Annotated in this window: 26 protein-coding genes; 13 read left to right on the forward strand and 13 right to left on the reverse strand. The window is 37.5% G+C overall.

Annotated elements, in window-relative coordinates:
• Positions 1-2: 2 nt before the first annotated feature.
• Positions 3-125 (reverse strand): hypothetical protein, encoded by a 123-nt coding sequence (locus ACXM0J_RS17000; protein WP_086265015.1) that lies wholly within the window; start codon positions 123-125, stop codon positions 3-5.
• 96 nt (positions 126-221) lie between these two features.
• Between ACXM0J_RS17000 and ACXM0J_RS17005 the strand changes: the two genes are divergently transcribed.
• Positions 222-1,121 (forward strand): LysR family transcriptional regulator, encoded by a 900-nt coding sequence (locus ACXM0J_RS17005; RefSeq protein WP_086265014.1) that lies wholly within the window; start codon positions 222-224, stop codon positions 1,119-1,121.
• A gap of 31 nt (positions 1,122-1,152) precedes the next feature.
• On the opposite strand, the gene ACXM0J_RS17010 is transcribed toward ACXM0J_RS17005, so the two are convergent.
• From ACXM0J_RS17010 to dusA, 3 genes are all read right to left on the reverse strand, one after another.
• Positions 1,153-1,548, reverse strand: a complete 396-nt coding sequence (locus ACXM0J_RS17010) for a hypothetical protein (protein WP_086265081.1) — start codon at positions 1,546-1,548, stop codon at positions 1,153-1,155.
• A 178-nt stretch (positions 1,549-1,726) separates the two neighbouring features.
• Entirely contained in the window at positions 1,727-2,236 is a 510-nt protein-coding gene (locus tag ACXM0J_RS17015) for a hypothetical protein (protein ID WP_086265013.1), read from the reverse strand.
• Positions 2,237-2,572: 336 nt separating this feature from the next.
• Entirely contained in the window at positions 2,573-3,589 is a 1,017-nt protein-coding gene (gene dusA, locus ACXM0J_RS17020) for a tRNA dihydrouridine(20/20a) synthase DusA (protein ID WP_410374421.1), read from the reverse strand.
• A 134-nt stretch (positions 3,590-3,723) separates the two neighbouring features.
• On the opposite strand from dusA, the gene ACXM0J_RS17025 reads away from it, so the two are divergent.
• Positions 3,724-4,872 carry a tyrosine-type recombinase/integrase gene (locus tag ACXM0J_RS17025; protein ID WP_004738134.1) on the forward strand — a complete coding sequence of 383 codons (1,149 nt, stop codon included), beginning with the start codon at positions 3,724-3,726 and terminating at the stop codon, positions 4,870-4,872.
• Here ACXM0J_RS17025 and ACXM0J_RS17030 read toward each other — a convergent pair.
• The 5 genes from ACXM0J_RS17030 to ACXM0J_RS17050 all read right to left on the reverse strand — a co-directional run bounded on the left by ACXM0J_RS17030 (position 4,856) and on the right by ACXM0J_RS17050 (position 9,803).
• Positions 4,856-5,128 carry a pyocin activator PrtN family protein gene (locus ACXM0J_RS17030; RefSeq protein WP_004738135.1) on the reverse strand — a complete coding sequence of 91 codons (273 nt, stop codon included), beginning with the start codon at positions 5,126-5,128 and terminating at the stop codon, positions 4,856-4,858. The genes ACXM0J_RS17025 and ACXM0J_RS17030 overlap by 17 nt on opposite strands.
• An 18-nt stretch (positions 5,129-5,146) precedes the next feature.
• Positions 5,147-6,127, reverse strand: coding sequence for a hypothetical protein (locus tag ACXM0J_RS17035; protein WP_005079078.1), 981 nt, complete (start codon positions 6,125-6,127; stop codon positions 5,147-5,149).
• A gap of 1 nt (position 6,128) precedes the next feature.
• On the reverse strand, positions 6,129-7,364 hold the full coding sequence (locus ACXM0J_RS17040) for a YagK/YfjJ domain-containing protein (protein WP_032005558.1): 1,236 nt from the start codon (positions 7,362-7,364) through the stop codon (positions 6,129-6,131).
• Between the two features lie 749 nt (positions 7,365-8,113).
• Positions 8,114-9,226 (reverse strand): hypothetical protein, encoded by a 1,113-nt coding sequence (locus tag ACXM0J_RS17045; protein ID WP_032005556.1) that lies wholly within the window; start codon positions 9,224-9,226, stop codon positions 8,114-8,116.
• 361 nt (positions 9,227-9,587) lie between these two features.
• A complete protein-coding gene (locus tag ACXM0J_RS17050; protein ID WP_000489165.1) occupies positions 9,588-9,803 on the reverse strand; it encodes a hypothetical protein in 216 nt (71 codons plus the stop codon).
• 546 nt (positions 9,804-10,349) lie between these two features.
• Here ACXM0J_RS17050 and ACXM0J_RS17055 point away from each other — a divergent pair.
• From ACXM0J_RS17055 to ACXM0J_RS17085, 7 genes are all read left to right on the forward strand, one after another.
• Positions 10,350-10,613 carry a hypothetical protein gene (locus ACXM0J_RS17055; RefSeq protein ID WP_000790976.1) on the forward strand — a complete coding sequence of 88 codons (264 nt, stop codon included), beginning with the start codon at positions 10,350-10,352 and terminating at the stop codon, positions 10,611-10,613.
• 100 nt (positions 10,614-10,713) lie between these two features.
• The gene (locus ACXM0J_RS17060) at positions 10,714-10,860 is read left to right on the forward strand and encodes a hypothetical protein (protein ID WP_000682545.1); all 147 of its coding nucleotides are present in this window, start codon (positions 10,714-10,716) and stop codon (positions 10,858-10,860) included.
• Positions 10,861-10,930: 70 nt separating this feature from the next.
• Positions 10,931-11,956: a J domain-containing protein gene (locus ACXM0J_RS17065; RefSeq protein ID WP_032049132.1), complete on the forward strand. Its 1,026-nt coding sequence runs from the start codon at positions 10,931-10,933 to the stop codon at positions 11,954-11,956.
• A gap of 81 nt (positions 11,957-12,037) precedes the next feature.
• On the forward strand, positions 12,038-12,736 hold the full coding sequence (locus ACXM0J_RS17070; protein ID WP_001985473.1) for a hypothetical protein: 699 nt from the start codon (positions 12,038-12,040) through the stop codon (positions 12,734-12,736).
• Between the two features lie 58 nt (positions 12,737-12,794).
• Positions 12,795-13,124 (forward strand): hypothetical protein, encoded by a 330-nt coding sequence (locus ACXM0J_RS17075; protein ID WP_001068164.1) that lies wholly within the window; start codon positions 12,795-12,797, stop codon positions 13,122-13,124.
• A 91-nt stretch (positions 13,125-13,215) separates the two neighbouring features.
• Positions 13,216-13,512 (forward strand): hypothetical protein, encoded by a 297-nt coding sequence (locus ACXM0J_RS17080; protein WP_000553831.1) that lies wholly within the window; start codon positions 13,216-13,218, stop codon positions 13,510-13,512.
• A 54-nt stretch (positions 13,513-13,566) separates the two neighbouring features.
• Positions 13,567-14,616: a DUF932 domain-containing protein gene (locus tag ACXM0J_RS17085; protein WP_000951143.1), complete on the forward strand. Its 1,050-nt coding sequence runs from the start codon at positions 13,567-13,569 to the stop codon at positions 14,614-14,616.
• A 265-nt stretch (positions 14,617-14,881) separates the two neighbouring features.
• Here the strand turns inward: ACXM0J_RS17085 and ACXM0J_RS17090 are convergent, their stop codons facing one another.
• Both ACXM0J_RS17090 and ACXM0J_RS17095 read right to left on the reverse strand, forming a co-directional pair.
• Positions 14,882-15,763, reverse strand: a complete 882-nt coding sequence (locus ACXM0J_RS17090; protein WP_005079068.1) for a copper resistance D family protein — start codon at positions 15,761-15,763, stop codon at positions 14,882-14,884.
• Positions 15,764-15,830: 67 nt separating this feature from the next.
• Positions 15,831-16,211: a copper resistance CopC family protein gene (locus ACXM0J_RS17095; RefSeq protein WP_000689223.1), complete on the reverse strand. Its 381-nt coding sequence runs from the start codon at positions 16,209-16,211 to the stop codon at positions 15,831-15,833.
• 278 nt (positions 16,212-16,489) lie between these two features.
• Here ACXM0J_RS17095 and ACXM0J_RS17100 point away from each other — a divergent pair, with 278 nt between their 5' ends.
• Positions 16,490-18,847 (forward strand): heavy metal translocating P-type ATPase, encoded by a 2,358-nt coding sequence (locus ACXM0J_RS17100; RefSeq protein ID WP_032007069.1) that lies wholly within the window; start codon positions 16,490-16,492, stop codon positions 18,845-18,847.
• A 74-nt stretch (positions 18,848-18,921) separates the two neighbouring features.
• On the opposite strand, the gene ACXM0J_RS17105 is transcribed toward ACXM0J_RS17100, so the two are convergent.
• Both ACXM0J_RS17105 and ACXM0J_RS17110 read right to left on the reverse strand, forming a co-directional pair.
• A complete protein-coding gene (locus tag ACXM0J_RS17105; RefSeq protein ID WP_004637554.1) occupies positions 18,922-20,295 on the reverse strand; it encodes a heavy metal sensor histidine kinase in 1,374 nt (457 codons plus the stop codon).
• Positions 20,285-20,968, reverse strand: coding sequence for a heavy metal response regulator transcription factor (locus ACXM0J_RS17110; protein ID WP_032007070.1), 684 nt, complete (start codon positions 20,966-20,968; stop codon positions 20,285-20,287). Before ACXM0J_RS17110 ends, ACXM0J_RS17105 begins: the two co-directional genes overlap by 11 nt.
• Positions 20,969-21,117: 149 nt before the next feature.
• Between ACXM0J_RS17110 and ACXM0J_RS17115 the strand changes: the two genes are divergently transcribed.
• The 3 genes from ACXM0J_RS17115 (at position 21,118) to ACXM0J_RS17125 (ending at position 24,343) form a co-directional block, all read left to right on the forward strand.
• The gene (locus tag ACXM0J_RS17115; protein ID WP_032007071.1) at positions 21,118-21,468 is read left to right on the forward strand and encodes a hypothetical protein; all 351 of its coding nucleotides are present in this window, start codon (positions 21,118-21,120) and stop codon (positions 21,466-21,468) included.
• A gap of 81 nt (positions 21,469-21,549) precedes the next feature.
• Complete coding sequence (locus tag ACXM0J_RS17120; RefSeq protein ID WP_032048914.1) at positions 21,550-23,427, forward strand: copper resistance system multicopper oxidase; 1,878 nt, start codon at positions 21,550-21,552, stop codon at positions 23,425-23,427.
• On the forward strand, positions 23,414-24,343 hold the full coding sequence (locus tag ACXM0J_RS17125; protein WP_005079045.1) for a copper resistance protein B: 930 nt from the start codon (positions 23,414-23,416) through the stop codon (positions 24,341-24,343). Before ACXM0J_RS17120 ends, ACXM0J_RS17125 begins: the two co-directional genes overlap by 14 nt.
• Positions 24,344-24,379: the final 36 nt, after the last annotated feature.

Raw genomic sequence — 24,379 nt, forward strand, 5'->3', positions numbered from 1 at the left:
ATTTAATCATACAGCTCTATGTTGTCTTGCTGGGGTTGTGTGGGTAGCTGCTGATCATAAAATTTAAAGCACCATAAAATTAGAACAACAACGGTGAAGATGGTGAGCCCTTTTAAATACTTCATGAATAATTCAATCAAGTGAATGGTCTTGATAAAATTCTAGCGAAGGCTATCTATCTAATCTAATATATAAAATAGACCTAATAATCTAATTTTGAGATGATTATGCTCACATTAAAACAATTCCAATATTTTATAAAAATTGTTGAAGAAGGGAGCTTTACTGCGGCTTCAGAGAAACTATTCATTGCTCAGTCTGCTTTAAGTCGGCAAATTAAACTATTAGAAGAAGAAATTGATTTTCAGTTATTTGATCGAGTTGATAAAAGAGCAAAACTCACAGCAGCTGGTCAAGTCTTTTATAAAAAGATAAAAGATAATATGGCCTATTTAAATGAAATTATTGGTCTTTCTAAAAATATTGCAGAAGGAAAAAATCGCCAGATTAAATTTGCTCATTCAAGTAGCATTGTTATGGATCATAAAAAGGTACAAATATTAAAAGAAGTTAGCTTAACGCAGCAGCTGAGTTTTGAGATCAATACCTTGTCATCCGAGCAGCAAATCTTAGCTTTAATGAACGGTGAAATTGATATTGGTTTGATTAGACCGCCAGTTCTGCATAGCCTTGAAGAAATAACGACCTTGAAACTATATGAACAGCCATTATTTGCAGCTGTTTATATTGATCATCCTAAATTTAAAGAAACACAAAGTATCCAGATAAAAGATTTAAAAGATGAATATTTTGTTTCGACTCCACATCCTAAGCGGGGAGGTTTGAGTTATTTAGTCTCAAACTTGTGTATAGGGGCTGGCTTCTGGCCTAAAGCAGCGACGATCCAATCACGTAAGCTAAACCAATTACAGTTAGTTGCTGCAAATTTGGGTATTAGCATTGTTCCCCAAGAATTTGAGAAAATATTACCCAAAAATGTAAAATTGATTCCTCTAGAAAATAAGAATCTTTTATCTGAAGTGGTTTTGGCTTATAGAACAAACCAGAGTGATCTGATTCAGCATTATGTTGAGCAGATCTACCATCTGCTGCAAGTTTGAGAGGCAATATGTTTAACTTCTGCTGAAATAATTATTGTGACCCAGTGTGCTCACTAATAGAAAATGTATATTCGGTATCACCTTCTAACGGACGTTCCTGAGATAGGATGTCCATTTTGGGGCGTTTATGCTGGTAGAATTCCAAATTGATACAACCACTATTGTTAACCGCATAGCGAATATAATAACGATCAGGCTCTAGATAAAATATTGCTTCTTCAAATGAGTGCAAAGATAGAATTTTCTTCTTGTCGTGATAAATCACAGAAGGACAGTCTAGTATTCCATTTAAATATTGTTTTCGTATCACATGGATTCGAGCTTGAGGAGTCGTCCGTTTTAATAAATATTGAGGTTGATAAATCCGTTTTTCGGGTACTTTTTTAAAAACCTCTATAATGTTTGTATCAGAGGCGGCATAAGTCATGCTAAACGATGTCAGTAAGTAGAAGCTCAGCAGTATTCTTTTCATAAAGTTCCATCATTATTTTTGATAATTACAATATGAAAATAAAGCAAAAAAGAAGCCAAGCTGGGTTTAAAACACTCGTTTGATCAGTTGTTTGAAACAATTAAAGCAATTGAACATCTAGTTCTTAGGTAGATTACCCTAGTCGATAATAGGTATAAGTTACGCTGTCATCTTTATAGACGTCATAGCTATTTTGTTTAAAGTCAGAGACCCATTCACTTCCAGTGTATCCTGCAATGTGACCATAAACGTGGTTGCGGGTTCTGTGAATGATGTAAATGTCACCTTCTTGAGGTTCGTCGAAGGCTGGATCAATTTGTTTATAGCCAATCTTTTTGAGGGTATCGCCCCAATCTGAAGCTGCGATTGGGTGGTTTTCAACATTAGCACCAGCAGATTCGAGTGCAAGACGGATACTACGTGCGCATCTAGCTTTACTGCGTCTAGAAGTAACGCTTTCTAATTTTTCTACAAACTTTTCTACATCGATCGGTGGGTTGGTTGAAGTTTGAGTTTGATGATTATTGGGTTTTATGGTGAAAGGATAAGGTAGGCTGGGTGCGCTGTGCGATACAACAATGGCTGCCTGATTTGAATCCTGATACATGTAATTATCAGCTACTTGTCCGTCATAAATAATCATCGTGAAATCTCTACCGTGCTACCTATATCCATATTAAAAAAAATCACCACCTACCTGTGGCGTTCAGAGATACTAATAGGCGTATCTTAAAAGTTTTGTTTATGTTATGTAATAACGTATCTTTTTTCCAGAGGTGCCTGCCTTGGAGCGAAAAGATACTTATCAAAAGAGGTGGTTAAAAATAGTGAAATTTAAATTATTGATATCATTGTAAATAAATAACTAATCAGAGCTTAAATTTGAATATTTTGTTCCAACATTTGCGAATATACTCAAAATCTAAGTCTCTGATTTAAAATGCCACATTTTCTTACAATTTAAGAAGTCGTCGCCAACTTAAACCTGCTGCTCTTTTACATACTCTTCAGTGCGAATCATGGCTGCTCGCATGTTCTGAATTGCAGTTTCAACATCGGCTAAAGTTTTTGCATTTCCGCCACTTAGCGCCTGACGCCATTTACGAGCACCTGGTAAGTTTTGAAATAAACCTAAAATATGACGTGTAATGATTGAAAGGGGTGCACCTTCAGCCATACGTTGCTCAATATAAGGCAGCATTTGTTCCATAATATCGAAACGGTCTGGTGCTTCTAAGTTCCAAAGTTGGCCAAGCTCAGCAAGTAGGTAAGGGTTGTGATAGGCTTCACGGCCAATCATGACACCATCAACATGCTGTAAATGAGCTTGAGTTTCGGCAAACGTTTTAATACCGCCGTTAATTTCAATAGTCAGATGTGGACGTTCTTGCTTTAAGCGGTATACATCTTCGTAGCGTAAAGGAGGGACTTCTCGATTTTCTTTTGGAGACAAGCCTTTCAATATCGCAATACGGGCATGCACAACGAAATACGTACAACCTGTTGCAGCGACAGTATCTACGAAATGTAGCATTTCTTCGTAAGACTGCATGTCATCAATACCGATACGGTGCTTTACTGTGACAGGAATATTAACCGCCTTTTGCATGCGGTGAATGCATTCAGCCACCAAGTCTGGCTCTGCCATTAAACATGCACCGATTTTATTGTTCTGTACGCGGTCACTTGGGCAGCCTACGTTGAGGTTGACTTCATCGTAACCCCAGTCTTCGGCCATTTTTGTGCAGGTTGCAAGCTCTTGTGGGTTTGATCCGCCAAGTTGCAATACGATCGGGTGTTCTTGAGCACTATAGTTTAAATGACGTTTTGCATCGCCAAATAGAATCGCACCCGTAGTCACCATTTCTGTATAAAGCACAATATTTGGGTTAAATAAGCGTGCAAAGAATCGGTAGTCCTTTGTAGTCCAGTCCATCATTGGGGCTACACTGATTCTTGGAGATTTAATAGTTTCAATGGTTTTATTAATAGTCATTAAAAATCATACCTTTAATCAGTGTTTTGCAACCTGTTTGAATCTGTGGGAACTCATATTTAGCTGCGTTAATCAGTTTGCATTTACACCAAAATTTACACCATAATGGAGAAAATGGTTCATGGTGTAAATTTATGGGGTCAATTACTGCCAGAAAAGGTGCAGATGGAAGTGTTAGTTACCGAGCTGCTATCCGGATCAACAAAAAAGGTTATCCAGCTTATTCTGAAAGCAAAACATTTCATTCAAAAAAAGTGGCAGAAAACTGGCTTAAAAAAAGAGAAGTTGAGATTCAAGAAAATCCAGACATTTTACTTGGCAAAGAACAACTGATTGATCTAACTTTGTCAGATGCCATAGATAAATATTTGGATGAAGTTGGGAGCGAGTACGGTAGGACGAAACGCTATTCTCTACTCTTAATTAAGAAGTTGCCAATCGCGCGCAATATTATCACAAAAATACATTCAATACATTTGGCTGAGCATGTTGCTCTAAGACGGAGAGGCGTGCCGAATCTTGGTTTAGACCCTATTGCAACAAGTACACAGCAGCATGAGCTTTTACATATTAGAGGTGTTCTATCTCATGCATCTGTTATGTGGGGCATGGAAGTTGATTTAAGTAGCTTCGATAAAGCTACGGCACAGCTTAGAAAAACTCGCCAAATCTCCTCTAGCAAAGTGAGAGATAGACTTCCTACAAATGAAGAGTTAATTGCTTTAACAAAACTTTTTGCTGAGCGTTGGAAATTAAATAAATATGGTACTAAGTATCCAATGCATTTAATTATTTGGTTCGCAATTTTTTCATGCAGACGTGAAGCAGAGTTAACACGCTTATGGCTGCAAGATTATGATTCTTACCATTCATCATGGAAAGTTCATGATTTGAAAAATCCGAACGGTTCTAAAGGTAATCACAAGTCTTTTGACGTGTTGGAACCTTGTAAAACAATAATTGAACTTTTATTAGATAATGAAGTGCGGAGTCGTATGCTTCGATTAGGATATGATGAACAACTTTTATTGCCTCTGAACCCAAAAAGCATAGGAAAAGAGTTTCGTGAAGCATGTAAAATATTGGGAATTGAAGATTTACATTTTCATGATTTGAGGCATGAAGGATGTACGAGGCTTGCAGAACAAAGTTTTACTATTCCTGAAATTCAGAAAGTAAGTTTGCATGATTCTTGGGGGAGCTTACAACGTTATGTTTCTGTGAAGTCAAGACGTAATGTAATTCAATTGGAAGAGGTGCTACGCCTCATTGATGAAACGTAGCAAAGTCTTTAGCAGCTTCAGAATACTTCTTATCTAAGATATCAGCCAAGTCTTTAACGTGCACCAGAAATGGTGCGCGTTTGCTTGAATCTATTTTAAAGACAGAGAAAGGAAATTCTTGATTATTTGCCTTTCTTAGCGCCTCTGCCTTGCTTAAGTGAGGATAATAGTCTTGTACTACACTCATTAATTCGACAGTCATAGAGCGATATTTCATAAATAGGTAATCAGCTGTGTTTAACTGGAATGCACCCATTGTGAAATAGCCTTTTAACTAGTTAGTTTTAAACTTGGAATACAACACATCAAAATTGGACTGTGTATCCCAAATTCGAAGGACTGCATCACTGCCTACTAGGTACGTTTTGAGCAGCTTAATAAGATCTTTGCACCTTGGATCACTTTTAAAAAAATGATTAGTTTGCATAAACCCGTTTAATGGCATAGATACAGGATATGCTTTGCAATTAAATAGGCCTTCCAGATTACCTCGTAAAGCAATGAAAGCATTTTCATCAGAAGAACCAACAGGATCATCTATGAACTGGCGTTCCAGTAAAAACACCAGTCTGAGTGCTAATTGTCCTTGGGGTGTAAGTTCCCATTTCGAAAATACGGCAATAATTTCATTATTACCACCTTCATTAAAGAAAATGGCGATCATCTCTTTCTTCTGCTGATCTAAATATTGTTGTTTTGAATATATTGGAGTATTCGCTGAAAGCGTAAATAGCATTGGCAAATATAGCTCATGTGTTTCGAAGCCTGCGTAGTCTTTGAATAGAACCTTCATTGTCGAATCAAATAACTCTTCAGCACGAATTTGTTCTGTATTCCAAGCTGTTAAATCCTCATTAAACTGCCTAGTGTTGAGCATATATTGGTAGCCCGTAATTTGATTAGAAAAATACTGATCATGGCAGTAAATCCCCCCATTAAGCATAGGCCCCATATGTTTAATAAACTGAATAAACAATTCGTTCTCTGGCTTTAGCCGAACAGATAACATCCCATTAGTGACAGGGGAGCCTGTCACTAATGGATATGCTGATCTAATCAACTCAACAGGTTTACTGAGAGATAATGCCTGATTACTATTTTGAGAATTTTGTTTTGCAAACATGCTTGTAGTTTTTGATCTCCCAAGAGCTTTTGCTGACTTCTCAGAACCAATCAGATCGTAAGCCCAAATAGGTTGAATGCTGCATGACGAATGTGTAGCTGCAAGTAAAGCATCTGATGCGTACTTAGTCATGTTACTGTCCTCCTACTTGAGCATCATCTGACTGATCAGAGTCTAGTAGGTTAAGTTGCTCGAACTTGCGTGGACGGCCAAGTTTGGTAGCAGGAACTTTTGGTATTTGGCTTGTTCGGAAGCTCCGAATTTGTTCTCCATTAGTAAAGGCGAAGTACTGATCATTTTTGCATATGTAGTCAAACGTAGCCTTGAGATTCTTAAGCATTTCATGGTCGGTATACTCCAAAATGCCTAAGGCACGATAGCGGTACTCATCTTTCTTCATATTGCAGATAAAAGCAGTCCCAAGATTGTTTGTAGCAACCCTCCATTTCTCAGCAATATATTGCCCCCACGTGATGTCCTCACGATGGTCATTGGCATTGAAGAAGTAATAAAGATGTCCATGGAATCCCTTGGTTGGGGTGTGTTCAATACGCAGGATATACCCGAGCGCTTGCTTAAGCTGATTATGCTTAGATGCATCATAGAACCGAATAAAAGACTCTTGCATAAACTCACTATCATGTTCAGTCTGAGCAAAATCAGTTGAGATAGCAAGCTGTTGAAGCTTAGCTGGATCGCGTATTAATCCTAGGTCTACTCGAACAACAAGGATTCGAGAATGGATCTTGAGTAGAGTCTCTACAAGCTCAACACAACGCTCTTTAGAACGGCGTCGATTACTAGCACGATTCGAAAGTTGTTTACGAATTGAGGCACTGCTCATTCTTATTGCAAACAACTTCTGAAATTTAATTAAAGCTGCAACATAAGCCTGAGCCTGTTCAGATGTGTAACACTGATTGATCAGAGAAAATTCATAAAGGGTATATTGTTCTTCCTTTGAAAGTTCTAAGAATGAATCCTTAAAGGCCTGTAACTCTATGCCCATCTTGTAATTGCCAGAGTGAGCAGACACAAAGATTGTTGTAAGCTGGCACTTAAGCAAAAGTGGAATATCCTTCGCATATTCAACACGTAGTTGCTCTTTGCCCTTAAAACTTTGAACAGATTTAAGAGTAGCGATTGGGCGCTCTTTCTCAAAATACTTGATGAACTCAACACGACTGAGCATTTTTTCAACTTCAGGGTTTATACTCGTTTTGAATATTTTAATCTTACCGTTTTCTGTCATGTACTCATGAGTTGAAAAATCTTCCTTGAGCTGTTCTAGGAATGCATCTCTATCTGCAACTGAGAACTGTGCGATAGGTGGAAGAATTGGTTTAGCTGTGTTGTTCAGAGATTTCATAGTATACCTACATACAAATAATTAATTACGTATCAGGCGTCATGAGGTAAATGCTCTCCCTATGGACATCGTTTAGAAATGTCCATTAGGGTAGGCGTAGAGTGGATATTGGCTAATCTATCTGGAGTGTATTCATCTCAAATGGATACACAATTAAATCAATCTAATCTATAAGCAGTATTTGCTAAGGCACACTGCTTATGACAATAAGTATCTAGTAGATTAATTACATATATCTAATATTACTTATTACAATTGTATTTAAACCGAAAAGCCGATTGCACTTTACTTCGAGAATGCTCTACCAAAAAATGACGGTAATACGAGGACTTTTTAAAAGTTGTGATGTCCTGCGTTATGCAGCATTTAAATGGCTTCGTTGAGCTATTCTTCGGGTGACCCACACCCGTAAATTGCTAAGCTTCCAATTGAATGTACTTATTAATTTGATGTGTTGCTGGCTTAGGTTTGAGTTGGTCATATTGGTTCCTTATGTAGCAAGTTTTGTATGCTTGATTGCATAAGGGAAATTCTAGAAAAAAATTAAGCACCCTCTAAAAATCTGCGAAGAATTTATTTAAGCTACTGATATATATGTATTTAAAATCTTTAAAATATAGAAATTTCATTGTAATTATTACTCTTTTAAAAATTTATTAATTTTTTTTAAGAGCATGTCAGTGTAGAACTAACAGGCTCTAAATAAATTATGTGAGTGATCGGATTTTTATTGGGGTGGGAGGGGAATTCTAAAGTTTTCTACCTTTCTTTTCTATAAAAATGTTCAGCGCATCATATAGGCTTGGCTCGCTTTCCTTTAACCAAGATTTAGCGCTATTCAGTAACTTCATTCTCTGATCGTCGGTTCTAATTTTACTTTTTTGAGTTTCTAAGGCAGAAATCTTTTTCTGATAAAATACTCTTATTTCCTTATAACGTTCGATAGGGCGACCTGCAAAAGAAGTTAGGGGTTGATCACGGTTCTGAGCTTGTATGATTACAGTTTTTTTACCATATTCTTCAATTTCTTTGACTTCAGCTGTAGATAGATCATTTCGAGCTGCAAAAAGAAAATATTCAGCTTCTTCTTTTTTTCGTAAACAATGTTCTATTTCAGCATTGTATTCTTGAGTGAGGTATTCTGGAATTTTTGAGATAGCTTGCTGCTCAATGGCTCCTAGAACCGTATCCATACTTGAGTAAGTTTTTTGATTACTGGTAATAAAACGTTGAACAAGTGAGAGGTAAGTTTTTTTTACCCTCTGGGATTTTTTATGGCTGTTTCGGGCTAATTGAGATTGCCTAATCTGTTTATAGATATCTTCTGGTAGCGTGTAGATATAGAAAGAACAATCATAATGTTTGGAGTAGAGACGAAATGCTTCTTCAAAATGTTTCTCAGCTTGTTGTGCTGTTTTTTTGAATATTCTGGTTTTAGTTGATACCAAGTTTTTGAATTTACGAATTTCAGTCGCGATTTCGCTATAGTGTCGGGCAAGTCGGTCCTCTTCGGGAATGTAGATGTAAATTTCCGATTTACCTCGAAGTAATGGTGGGGGTAATCTCCATGCCTGTTGACGGAGAGCCTTTTGTTCTGGCGATTCTTTTAATAAGCCTTGATCAAGCTGTTCATAAAACCACTTTCGGTCATTATCCGTCATTTCTTCACTGATAGGTTCCATTTGTTCGGGTAAATAAGCTTTGTAGTGTTCGGCATAGGCTGATGGCAAACCATAGGGAAATTTATGTCTTTTAATAATATGTTCTTCAAGTTGGTCAATTAAGCCAATAAGTTTTTTGATGTTACTCGTAGATGTGGTTTCTTGTTTAGCCTTAGCATTTTTTTTAGCTGAAGTTGCCATGTAATCAAGTTCACTTATTCATTTTAAAAGAAGTGCATATATTATAAGTCGTAACTACTTATAATTTAAAAATGATTTAGCTTAACTTGAGAGTGAATTATGAGCATTTGTAGAGGGGTGTTAGGTGTTAAACTGCACTCCATTTATGTACCGACTTATGATGATTCTGTACCGACTTGCGATGTTTTGGGTGAAAAGTAGTCAAAATCAAAATGTAGCTTAGAGTTATAATTGTTGGACTAAACTTGTAGTACTGTGAAGCATTCTACTGGATTATAAATTTATTATGGACTGAATCAAGTGCTAGAAAATCACTCATTATTGGTTAGTTAATAGTATGTCTTTGTATTACTAAAAGGTCTCAATAGCGTTTCATTAATTGCAATGCAAGATTGTAGGCTACGGTTGTAGAAATTGACTCTGCTATAAAGAACTCTTGGGGTGGGGTGAAGTTTAAAGCCTGCTTTCGATAACGCGTCTGCTTTCCTGTCTGTTTGTCTTTAAAAATAAACTCATCCTGAGCATGAGAATATTCTTGTCCATACAGTGGACCACCAAGACACTTTAACCGAAACACTGAATCATCCTTAAATTTACCTAATGGTTAGTTTAAAGAATTAATCTAATGAAAAACAATAACAATCACTTTACGACTTAGTCGATAGATCATTGACACCTTAAATATTGCACATTATCCTTTGCTTGCTGGCCACATTGCCAGTCGGTTTTGACAGACCGTTTTATTGGGTTGCATCAGAGTTATTCCTTCTGAGGAATAATTTTGAGGGTACATCTCGTCTCCTCCCGTTGCGGTAGGACGGGAGAGGGACACTTTCGAGTGTGCTGGTGTCAATCCAATCCGGTCTGTCAACCCTTTCTCGTTCTGCCACCATAATTCTCTAATGCTTTGGCAGAACTCCCAATATAAAGGAGTTGGCTATGCATATTCTTTTTATAACGCCTGATTAGTTTTAATAGGATTTGATGAACTTCTAGTTTCTCAAGCTTTAGATCTTTTCGTCTAAAAATTTACTTAAAAAAATGTCATGTGAGCTACACCATGGCAAGGCTTCGTGTTGCCTAAAAAAGCCTAAGCTCCATGACGACGTCACTGGATAAAATGATGAAAAATAAAATTTTGATGGGTTTGGTAGGTGTCAGTATTTTGTTGGTTACTGGTTGTTCTTCTGATTTCGAAAAGGGTATGAAACAAAGCTGTAGGAATACGGGAGGAAGTCGCAGTTTCTGTTCCTGCTTCTACGACAGGATGGAAGAACATTATGGTGAAGAAAAGCTGGAGGCGATTGGCATGATGCAAGTCAGGATGCCAGAGGATTTCGAAGAGGTGTCTTTTAAGTCTGGTCAGCAATGTGCACATAAACTTTAGAGCTCGTATTCACATTAAATCTTAGTTTGTCTTTTGATCTCACCTGCTGCCATAGAGCAGTGGGTTGGATAGGCTTACCTAAAAAAATGAGGAATTTACAATGAAACATCCATTGATTGGCCTTTATTTCACCATTGTGATTGGTTATTGGCTGTATTTGATTTGGCAGTACCCTATTTATTCTGGTTCATATTCTTTGGGTCGGGCACTTGTTTGGCCTGCTGATTTTCTACGTTGGTTGTTTTAGTCGCTAAATTGGGGAAGTTGCCATGACAATCATATCGAGAGAATCACTCCAGAAAAGCCGTTGGATGTTGATGTTAAGAGCGAGTGACAATATTTATTTTGCACCCGCTATTCCTTATAAAAAATTGCAAGGGGCTATGAGTTATCTCCCTCAAGGAATTCATCCAGATGAAATCCTTATGCTAATTGACGATACGGTATTTGGCAGTGCTAAAGCTGGACTTTGTGTGACGGCGACAGGACTCTTTTATAAAGAAAGCTTTGGAGATGAAGCGGTTTATCTCTTTAAAAGTATTCATCATGTCGAGGCAGATATTGGCGTCATTAATCATGGCATCGTACTGAATCGGATGGAAACTTTGACCTTTAACCAATTGGATAAGGGAACAGTACGAACATTGGCTTCATTTCTAAATGAAGTCTGTCAGGGACAAACAGAGACCTACCAAGCTCCACCACAGATTGATGCAGAACTGAAGGTGATTGTTGATCTGTTTGCTTATTTTATTACATTTACTGTGGGTCAATGGAATGCTCAGTCGAAAGAAGCGCTATCCAGTCTTTTTTCTAAATTGAATAATCAAGCAGTACATCAGTATGTTGAACAACTAATGAATCAAAAACCAAACTTCGATTATGAAGAATTATTGCATCGCTTTGCAGAACTGAAAGATGTGCTGGCTTATAAACTTCGTACGGAGATGATCGAACAACTGGTCTACGCCATGGCACTGGGTCAGGTTGAGCAGAATCAGGCTGATCTTTTCATGACCCATTTGTGCCGTGTAGCTAATGTCTCTAAGGCAGTTCTTCCTGACCTCGTCAAAATTATCTATCAATGTCTGGCAGAGGAAATAGATCAGAAAAAAGTTTCTTATCTGACTAAGGAACAACTACAGGCCTGCAAACTTCTTGAAATTCAGTCTGAAGTATTGTGTGAGCAAACCCTTCAAGCTGCTTACCGGAAAAAGATGGCTGAGTTCCATCCAGATAAATATCAGAACCTTCCAGAGTCTGTTCGTCAGCTCATTGAAAGCCAAGCACAGCAACTGAATGAAGCACGGACTCTATTAAAGAGCTATTTGGACAATAACTGAAAATAAAGAATTTTTACTTACATATTACCCCAATGAAGGCAGCCCTAAAGCGCCGTATATCCTCTATTTCAAGGTAATGATATGAATATGATAAAGAACAGCACTAACTCAACTAAAAAGATACCACCGTTATATTGGTTGTTAACTGTAGTCATGATGGCGGTGTTAATTGCAGGCGGTATTTTATTTAATCAACATCAAAAACGACAAACTGAACTTCAGTTAGCACAACTCGCTTTAGAACAATCTAAGGTACAAAATCAATCTGCCACAACACAAGCAGCATCGGAACCCGTTGAATCAGGTTTCACTGGAATTGAAAGTATGGTGGAAAACCCGGAATCAGAATCTGCTCATTCACAAGCTGAAGATGAGGTTGTTGCGGGGGCAATAGCCGCGGTTGATCAGGCAAAAGCACAAGATACAAGTCTAGGTAATCTCAGTTCAGAAGTTGATGGTGAGTACCATGAAGGGAAAACCTTAAGTTCCAATGCTTCTCGCTATGGATTAAAGCCAATCAAATCTGCTCCAGCTGATTTAAAGTCAACCATCCCGAATATTGATCAAATGTTAGCGTCACATCTCATGAATGTATGGGGCCGCTCAAGTCCAGATCAGGTGAGTAAACGAGTTGAAGGATGGAGCCAGCAAGGTAATACCATGACCTATCGTACTGCATGGGACTCTGACCGTTACCAATGTACTTGGTATGTGGTGAGTTGGGATAAGAACAGCAATCAAGTCCTTCACGAAGGATACCAGCCATGCTTTGGTCACTAATTAAAGCTGGTCTGTAGCATTCGTTTAATTATTACTTTACTTAATCAGAGAAAATACCATGAACCCAATCAAACTTATCGCATGTGGAATTTTAAGTCTTTCACTCAGTTCTATTGCTTTTGCTAAAACTGAGCAGATTACACTTAAAGCCAATGTCTATTACGGCGAAGAGTCAGTTGTATTTCCAACTACTAAAGGCGAAGTCATTTTAAATAGCTACGCTATACCAGCTAAAGTCGTTCCACAAGTTAAACCTTTTAAGAAGGGGCAATGTTTAGAAATCAAATCAAAACATGGTTTCTTTAAAGACACTGGAGATGGTCAATATATTGAAAGTATCCAACCTTGTAGCAAGAAAGGTTTAGCGACTCCAAAAGTAACTCGTTAATTTGACTTAATCTAAAACGACATAAAGCTCAATCAAACCACAAGCATTTGCTTGTGGTTTTTTTTATGCCTTTTATTGAGAGGAGACGACTATGCATCAATGTCCTTACTGCCATTCGAGACATCTGAAATTACTACGGCAGTCAGAACAAAGCCATCAAGGTGTATTTGCAAAACTTTCATCATTCTCCCCCATGTCTCTGGCAGCAGCCTGTATGCAATTGTCAAAACGTAGTCCTATTCACCCACTAGTCGGTGGCTTTGTTGGTTTAGTTGTAGGGGGCATGTTTCTGCTCTACGTCCAGCATCAAGACAATACAGTGTCCTTGCATTATCAGTGTGAGCAGTGTCTGCAACATTTTGAAATCCAGCAATCAAGCTTTTCTTAACTTCATCCCAAACTCTTAATCAAATTATTTAAATCACTTAATAGGAAAAACATCATGGCACATCAAGTTGAAACAATGGCTTTTGTAGGTCAAACCCCTTGGCATGGTTTGGGCAATCAACTCACTAGAAATCAACCTTTAGAAGTATGGGCACAACAAGCAGGGATGGATTGGCGAATTGAATCATCCAATGTCAGCTATATGACAAAAAATGAACGTGGACAAAACATCATCATGCCGTATGAAGATCAGAGAGTCCTTTATCGTTCAGATACTCATGCGCCGCTATCAGTGGTAAGTCAGCGTTATCAGGAGGTGCAACCGATGGAGATATTAAACTTCTATAAAGACCTGACAGAACAATCAGGCTTTGAACTGGAAACAGCAGGGGTATTGAAAGGTGGTCGTAAGTTCTGGGCACTGGCTACGACTGGACAATCAACAGCACTGAAAGGAAAGGATGTGAGTAATGGTTATATCCTTCTGGCAACAGCATGTGATGGGACATTAGCCACCACGGCGCAATTTACAAGTGTACGTGTGGTGTGTAATAACACCTTAGCGATTGCCTTACGTGGGCAGAATAGTAGTGCAGGTGTGGTGAAAGTTCCACACAGTACCAAGTTTGATGCTGAAAAGATTAAACAGCAATTGGGTATTTCGGTTCATGCATGGGACGAGCACATGTATGAAATGAAGCAGCTCAGCCAGCGTAAAGTCACCCAGCAGGAAGCAGCAGCTTACTTCGATGCAGTGTTCAATAATACAAACCTGAATATTGCTGAACAAGATGAAAGTATCATTCAGTTCTACCGTAATGTAGCTACGCCTAAACAAATCAACTCATCCAAAACCGACAATAAAACTGAGCCAAATGGACGTGCGATGTCTAAGGTCATGACCATGTTTAACGGGCATGGTCGTGGTGCCGAGTTAGCTTCAGCTAAAGATACGGCGTATGGACTGCTTTGTAGTATTACCGAGTTTGTTGATCATGAGCGACGTGCGATCTCAAAAGATCACCGATTAGATTCAGCATGGTTTGGGGTAGGAGCCAACCTTAAACAACGCGGGCTGGAACAGGCACTAAGAATGGTTGTATAAGTTATGATTATTTGTTTAAGTTTATTTATACATGAATTACAGAAAATCATGTAATTAATTTATAAAAACATGGGCAGATTATGGGGTAAGTAATTTTACCCCTATATTTTAAAAGATCTGAGACTCTACAGTCTTACACTACACTCTACTTACAATAGTAAAGCTTATGGAGTTAGAAAAAATATCAAGGATTGAACCAATGATGAAATCAAGCAGAATCAGATAATTTTTTTCATTTTACTTTTTTAAATTACTATATACCTATTTAATCAATTCCCACTACAGTTGTAATATATCCTGTCATTAAAAGGATCATTAGACCTAATGACATTTCAAATAAAATGGCATAACCCAATTGTTTTGCAAATTTTGGATCCTGTAAACGAGGAGTAAAATACCATTTATTAAAGGCAGCCAATAATAAAATACTTAAAACAAATATTATTTTAATAATGAATCCATGCCCATAAGGAGTATTCAGTAGAATATTGAAATCTTTAATGAGTAATAGAGCAATACTGGCACCACATGCAAGTAATATTCCTACCACAAAAGCAGCAATTCTTCCAAACAGATGCATGCGTTCTTTCAAGGGAAGACCAGTAATTTTTTTACTTGTTCTCCATAAAGGATAAAGTGATCCCATCCATAAAGACATTACAAGTACATGGATTGATAATAAAAATTGTGCGAATAAAGGTAAATTTGTAACATGACCAAGTTGAGAAAAACTAAAAACAATAGGAGTTAAAAGTATGAGAAATATTACTCCTTCAATTTTTGAAACCTGAATAGTTCCTTTACTAAGTTTTATGATCATCAATAGAAGTAGAAAAGCAAAACTAATTGATCGAATAATATGAACGTGCCCTGTGGGAGTATTTATTAAAATGTTTATGTAGTTGCTATCCCACATGCCAGAAAGACCTGTATTGGCAAAACTTCCAATGAGAAGGAAGAAGCCAAGAATACTGGATATTAAACCCAGTCCTGCACCAATAGTTATGTACTTCAGAATAGTCTGTTTAATTTCTACATAACGACCAAGTAAGAAATAACAGAAAGCACCACCAACAACAAATGCAATACCTAAATATAAAACGACTTTAGCCAGCCATGTTGCGTATATCCAAGTTTCAGGAAGCATATTTTTCTCCATCGTTATAGCGACATGCCAGCAAATTGCTGGCATGTTTACTAACTTCGTTTTTATTTTATTTTGCTGCTTTAAGCGTGAAATTATATTCGCCATTCATGTTATGGCCATCTGCACCCATTGTGGTCCATACCACGGTATATTTACCTTTCTTAAGTTTAGGTACGGCCACTTCAAATGACTTTTTCATATCATGAGTTATTTTATAATTTAATGGGATATCCTTACGTTGGGCATCAAGCAATTTGACGTTCATTAACATAACCTCTTCACCAAAATTTAAAGTTATGTTTTGGGGTTGACTTGCTACAGAAGCATTAATAGCAGGTGTTGCACTTTCAAGTTTTACATGTGCAAACGCACTTGAAGCAGCTACAACCATAGTTGCACCAACTAATACATTGCGTAGAACTGATACTTTATTTTGGAAAATTTTCATTTCATCATCCTTCTAAAACTGATACATAGCTAAGTAATGACCCGTTGACGTTCATGAATAGATTGAGTTGGTCATCACTCTTCGTATGCTTATTATTCAAGACAGATAGAAACGTCTTGATGACTCCAAAATTACATTTTTGTCATTTTTAAAATTGAAAACACACAAGTGTTACACTGACTTTATTGAAAATAATGGTCACTAAATGACCGGAAAACGAAAAATTAGTTTAATCCTAATGAGCTCTTTGTTTTGAGAATTAATATGAAGGAGGTTCTATGGACCATCATCATGAAGATAAGAATACTAGCAATAGACTTATTGACCCTGTCTGTGGAATGGCCGTAACGCAGGCTTCTAAATTCTATGAAAAAATTGACAGTAAAACGTTTTACTTTTGCAGTGAAAAATGCAAGTTAAAGTTTGAAAATGATCCTTTGTTTTATATTAATGAAGAGGGTAAATCTTCTCCAACTAAAAAATCAATGAATAGAGCTGAAGTAGATTCAAATGAAATTACTAATTCAGCTCATGTAAATACTTCAACAATTTATACATGTCCCATGCATCCGGAGATTCGACAGAATCAACCTGGAAACTGTCCAATTTGCGGTATGACATTAGAGCCTTTACTTCCAAATTTAGATGAGGCTGATGAAAATCCTGAACTCAAGGACTTTAAAAGAAGATTTTGGTACACGTTACCTTTGACCGTTGTCGTAATAACCTTGGCGATGTTTGGTCATAAATTAAACTGGTTTGAAATTAAAGTACAAACCTGGATTGAACTTCTTCTTACCTTGCCAATAGTTTTTTGGGCGGGATGGCCATTTTTTGTTAGATGTTGGCAATCAATTTTAAATCGTAGTCCGAATATGTGGACTTTAATTGGGATTGGGACCGGTGCAGCATTTATATACAGTCTCGTTGGAACTTTGGCACCGCAAGTATTCCCTGACTCTTTTATATCTATGGGGCGTGTTGCAGTATATTTTGAAGCTACTGACGCTATCATTTCACTAACATTGTTAGGTCAAGTGCTTGAATTAAAAGCTCGCTCGCAAACTTCGGCCGCGATTAAATCTTTGCTTGGGTTGGCGCCGAAAACTGCCAGAAAAGTAAATGACGATGGTAGAGAAGAAGATATTCCTCTTTCCCATGTACACGTTGGAGATTTGCTTAGAGTACGACCAGGTGAAAAGGTACCTGTTGATGGAATAGTTACTGAAGGTTCAAGTTCTATTGATGAGTCGATGTTAACTGGAGAACCTGTACCAGTTACAAAACGTGTGGGAGACCAGGTGATTGGCGCAACTATGAATATGAATGGTTCATTAGTGATGCGTTCAGAAAAGGTTGGGTCATCAACTGTACTCTCTCAGATCGTACAAATGGTGTCGCAAGCTCAACGTTCTAAAGCTCCAATGCAAAGAATGGCAGATCAGGTAGCAGGATGGTTTGTTATGGTGGTTATTGGTATTTCTATACTTACATTTTTGGGTTGGGGAATATTCGGACCAGAGCCGAGTTGGGTTTATGGGCTAATCAATGCTGTCGCAGTTTTAATTATTGCTTGCCCATGTGCTTTAGGATTAGCGACGCCTATGTCAATCATGGTGGCAACCGGTCGTGGTGCATCAAATGGTGTACTTTTTCGTGATGCTGCAGCTATAGAAAATTTACGGAAGATTGATACGTTAATTATTGATAAGACAGGAACCTTAACCGAAGGCCAACCTACATTTGATAAGATTATCCCTCTTTCTGGATATGAAGATAACGAGATTCTTCGATTAGCAGCTAGTCTGGATCAAGGAAGTGAACATCCTTTAGCCGATGCAATTGTACGTGCTGCCCGGGAAAGAGATCTTGCACTATCGAAACCGACATCTTTTGAGTCAGGGTCTGGTATTGGCGTTAAGGGTGAGTTAAATGGACATCAGTTATCTCTAGGTAATACCGCATTAATGGAACAACTTGGTATATCTGTTGATGCATTTATCAATGATGCTGAGAAGTTAAGAGCTGAAGGTGCAAGTGTTATGCATTTAGCTGTGGATGGGAAACTGATAGGTTTGATAGCTGTTTCAGATCCAATCAAAGCAAGTACACCTGAAGCTTTGCATTCATTAAAAAATTCCGGTTTAAGAATCGTAATGGCTACAGGCGATGGCTTAACAACAGCGAAATCAGTTGGTAGCCGTTTAGGTATCGATGAAGTTTATGGAGAAGTAAAACCCGCAGATAAATTAGAATTAGTTAAGAAATTACAAAAAGAAGGAAGAATCGTAGCAATGGCTGGTGACGGAATTAACGATGCCCCGGCTTTAGCGCAGGCTGACATCGGAATTGCAATGGGGACAGGAACAGATGTCGCAATGAATAGTGCTCAAGTTACTTTGGTAAAGGGTGATTTACGCGGTATTGAAATAGCCCGTACCTTGTCGGAGGCAACTATTAAGAATATGAAGCAAAACCTGATGTTTGCGTTTCTTTATAATGCGTTAGGTATCCCTTTGGCTGCTGGTATTTTATACCCATTTACTGGATGGTTACTTTCTCCTATGATTGCAGCGCTCGCAATGAGCCTAAGTTCAGCTTCGGTTATTGGTAATGCTTTACGGCTACGAAAATAAAACAGATCATTGCCTGACTACTTATTATTTTAACCATTTGTAATAAGTAGTCAGGTTTTTATTAGGATAAATAATTAATTTTTAAAAATAATTTTAAAAATTATACGTCCGTTATTATAGTCTGCTTGAATTGTTGCGCCATGGACATCAAGAATTGACTTTGTAATGGCTAAACCTAGTCCGGTGCCTTCCTCAACTCGTTGTCTTGATGCATCTGTACGATAAAAACGATCAAATAATCGGCTCAACTGCTCAGATGTTAAGGGTGAACTTTCATTCTCAATTGTGAATATAGTGGTATCTATATTTTTTTGAAACTGAATTTTGATTACCGAATTTGGTTTGCCATACCTAATAGAGTTTGATAGTAAATTACTAAGTGCACGACGTAACATTGAAGGATCGCCCTCAACGTAACCTTGGCCAGTTTGCTTGAGTGACATTCCTTTTTCAGCAGCAATTGCATCATAAAAATCAAATAATGCTGAGACTTCTTTGACTAAATTCACTTGCTGTAAATTCGCTTTATGTAGGCCATGTTCTGCTTTTGCGAGAAAGAGCATATCGGATACCATTCGAGCTAAACGTTCAAACTCTTCCAAATTGGAAAATAGAATTTCTTGATAGGTACTAATATCTCGACTACGTGATAAACAAACCTGGGTTTGCGTCATCAAATTATTAATAGGTGTTCTGATCTCATGAGCTAGATCAGATGAAAAATCCGAGAGTTTCCCTACCGCTGTTTCTAGCCGGTCTAACATATCGTTGAATGCGATGGCTAATGATTTCAGTTCAGTTGGAGTACTGTCTACTTCTAATCGCTCAGAAAGATGCTGAGCCGAGATACCTTCTGCAACTTTTGCCATTTTTTGAACTGGCCGTAATCCTCTCCAAGCGGCAAACCAACCTAAAAACATTAAACAAATTGTACCTACAACACCGATGTATAATAACTGTCGTCTAAAATCATTTAAAAAGTGCTGATGTTCAGATGTATCGATCCCCACAATAATTTGAGCTGATGGAATACTAATATTATTAAAGGACTTTTTATAAACTAAGCCCCGATAGATTTTTTTTTGAATTTCCCATTCTATCCAAGGAGCATGTTTAGATTTGACTAACGTTTGCGTCTTTATGACTGCTGGTGCAGAACTAAAAATAATTTGGCCTGTTGGACGTTCTATTTGAACAATCAGATCATGATGACCTACTAAAGCATCTTTTAAATATGTATTTAATTCATGGGTATTTGTAGGGTTCTGTTCAAGTAAATTTTCTAAAAGCTGAATTTTTCCTTCTAACTGGGTCCGGTCCTGAGTTTCAAAATGATGCATAACAAGTTGATGAATGACCAGCCCCATAATCAATAAAATGATGACAGTTGATAGAGAAAAGATAATTGCAATACGGATGCTAATTGCATTAAACAATTTATGAGTCATCTTCTACCTCTAAGACATATCCCATCCCCCGGATGTTTTGAATTAACTTAGGGGTGAAGTTGTTATCTATTTTATTTCTTAAACGTTTAATGGCGACTTCGACTACATTGGTATCACTATCAAAATTCATATCCCATATTTGAGAAGCAATTAAAGCACGAGGTAGAATTTCTCCACGTCTACGCATAAATAATTCCATCAATGCAAACTCTTTGGCTGTTAGGTCAATACGTTGCCCTGCACGAGTAACACGACGTTTACGTAAATCAAGTTCAAGGTCTGCAATAGTGATTAAGTTGCTATCTTCTTTTTGTTGTCCCCGACGGAGTAAGCTCTTAATTCGAGCCAGTAGCTCTGCAAAAGCAAAAGGCTTGACAAGATAATCATCAGCCCCTAATTCTAACCCTTTCACTCGATCATCAATTTGATCTCGGGCTGAAAGAAAAAGAATAGGCATGCTTTTACCGCTTTTTCGAATATCATTAATTATATTCCAGCCGTCCAACTTAGGTAACATTACATCTAGAATGATAAGGTCATAATCTTCAGAAAGAGCATGATGTTTTCCTGTTAATCCATCTGTAACCCAGTCAGTAATATAGCCAGCTTCAGAAAGGCCCTGTTTAAGGTAATCACCAGTTTTTTGTTCATCTTCAACTAATAAGATTCTCATTTATAAAAAACCCGATAGAATTAATTAGGATCATAATAACTTTTTAATTCTCTGATTAGGTATAGATTACAAAAATGTCATTTTCATGTCATATAGATGTTTAGTGCCTGCCTTTAATGTATTCATATAAGCTAATTTTGGAGCAAAAAATGAAAACTTTATTTCGTCGTGGTTTAACTACTTTTTTATGTGTTGGATCTTTGTTCGCTGGAACTCAGTCTTGGGCTGCAGAGGCTAAACAGACCAATACAGTAAGTACTACTGTTCAAGCAGATATCAAAGAACAAGGTAAGTGTCAAAAACCCTGTGATATGAAGAATGATAAAACAACTCAACAGGACCATAGCCAGCACGACCACAGTAAAATGTCCGATATGTCCCAAATGGATCATTCTAAGATGATGAATATGGCCCCTTCTAAAATGGGAAATATGGATCACTCAAATATGATGAACATGGATCACTCTAAAATGAACATGTCAAATACATCAAATAAATAAAGAATACGATAAATGAGAGATTGGGGGTAAAGCAGTTAAACATGTTTTATCCCTTATCTTGATATTCGATAGGTGAAGTAAATGTCTAAAAAATTAAGTCATGTCTTTTTAATAGGAATCGGTTTATTTTCGTCGACTTGGGTTATGGCAGCGGTTAAAGAATATGATTTAACTATTGCTGAACAGACGGTGAATATAACAGGTAAGCCTTTAAAGCGAATTACGGTAAATGGTAAGTTTGTTGCACCTCTTCTTGAGTTTGAGGAAGGTGATGATGCTGTTATTCGTGTACATAACAAGTTAAAGAACCAAGATTCATCTATTCATTGGCATGGTTTAATCTTACCTGGCATCATGGATGGTGTTCCTGGATTTAATCAGTTTGATGGTATTGCACCAAATAAAACTTATGAATACAAATTTAAAGTCCGTCAAAATGGTACTTATTGGTATCACTCACACAGCAAAGGACAAGAACAGGATGGCCTATATGGCCCCCTCGTGATTTATCCAAAAAATAAAGTACCTTTATCAGCTGGAGAAAAGGCTGATAGAGATTACGTAGTCCTACTATCTGACTTTCATAATTCGACTAGTGGTCAAATTATGAGTAATCTCAAAAAAGAGGCTGATTATTACCAAAATAGAAGAGAAACGGTTTTTGATGTTTTTAAACAGATTAAAAAAGATGGCTTAAAAGCAACATGGCAAGATCGCTCTATGTGGAATCAGATGCGAATGCTTAAGACAGATATGTCTGATGTAACAAAGTATACGTTCTTGATGAATGGTAAGACTCCAGAACAAAATTGGACTGGAAATTTTAAAGCTGGAGAAAAAGTACGTCTTCGGTTTATTAATGCCTCGGCAATGTCTTTGTTCGATGTAAGAATTCCTAATCTGAAAATGACAGTAGTCAGCGCAGATGGACAACCAGTAAAACCCGTGCCAGTGGATGAATTCCGGATAGGAACAGCTGAGACTTATGATGTTATTGTAGAACCGAAACAAGCAAATTATCAGATTGAAGCTGAATCTATTGATCGAAGTGGTTTTTCTATTGGTACATTACATGATGAAAATACTTCACTTGTAAAAAGTACTACGATGCCGACACCTCGTCCCCGTGCTTTACTGACGATGGAAGATATGGGAATGGACCATGATATGTCTTCAATGAAAGGTATGGATCATGATATGTCTTCAATGAAAGGAATGGATCATGATATGTCTTCAATGAAAGGAATGGACCATGATATGTCTTCAATGAAAGGTATGGATCATGATATGTCTTCAATGAAAGGTATGGATCATGATATGTCTTCAATGAAAGGAATGGACCATGATATGTCTTCAATGAAAGGTATGGACCATGATATGCCTTCAAAAACAGTAAGCTCTTCTGGATCTGATCAAGTGGTTTACGGATGGGCGAATGCATCAACACCAGCTGGTCTAAAAGCACTTCAATATAGTGATTTACAATCTTTAACCCCCCAAAAAGATACCCGTGCTCCAGAACGTGAAATTGAAATTCGTTTAGGTGGAAATATGGAGCGCTATATTTGGACAATTAATGGTAAGAAGTTTAATGAAACTGAACCATTTAAAGTGAAATATGGTGAGCGTATACGCTTGAAATTTGTTAACGATAGTATGATGGCTCATCCAATGCATTTACATGGCATGTTTATGCAACTGGAAAATGGCCAAGATCCTAGCAATATGCCGAATAAACATACAGTAATTGTTCCACCAGGTAAAACAGTTACAACTTTATTAACGGCTGATGAGTTAGGTGAATGGGCTATCCATTGCCATTTGCTCTATCACATGTCTGCTGGAATGATGAATAAACTTATTGTGGCAAATGTCGATAGTAATAGTACTGATTCGAAAGATGTTGTTGCTCAACCTAATACTAATGATAAGGGGGTAAATCAACATGCGCACCACTAAAAAAATATATTCTAAGACATTTTTATCTATAGCTTTAATTGGATTATCAGGTGTAGCTTTTGCAAATGATACTGCTGTTCAAAGCATGGATAGTAGTACTAAATCCTCTCAGTCCGAGAGTATGAAAATGCTGTTAAAAGAGCCTGGTGGATTAGGTTATGTTGATCGTAATACTTACCAAAATTCAACTTCTGGTAATGATGGAGATAATGGTATAGGCCTGGAAGCCGAAACTTCTAATAACCGAAATCATGATAAACATCTGAAAGAACATGGTGGACAAGTTTTCCAAATGACTAAGTTTGAGAATGAGTGGACTGTGGATGAAGATGGCAAAGGTGCTTTAGGATCGAAAATTGAAACATTGATAGGTACAGATGAAAATCGCCTATTTATTGAAGCAAATTTGGATAAAGCAGAAAGTCATGATCCAAAATATGATGTATCTGCGCTTTATAGCCGTAATGTAGCACCCTTTTGGGATGTACAGGCTGGGGTGAGATACAGTGAAGATAAAAATAACAGCAACAGCGATCGGGTTGATGGTGTTGTTGGCGTGTTGGGATTAGCTCCATATTTCTTTGAAACCCAAGCTTATTTGTACGGTGGTGAGAATAATTTTTGGGGGGCAAGCTTTGAAGTCGAGCGTGATTTCCTGTTAACCCAGAAATTGATCACACAACCTTATCTTGAAGTAGATGCTGTATTTAGCGATGATTCTAACTATGCTGCAAAATCAGGTTTGTCTGAACTAAAAACCGGTATTAAAACCCGATATGAAGTCACTAAAAGAGTCAGACCTTTTGTGGATGTTGCTTACCAATATGAAAAAGGACAAAAAGCAACTAACGTGCAAGAAGCAACTGAGTCCGAAAAAGGATGGAAATATGGTGCAGGCATCGAATTGGTATTTTAAAATACTATAACTTGAAATCATGAATAGTAGTTTCGG

The organism is Acinetobacter sp. GRABPA_MV_2, from assembly GCF_056725885.1.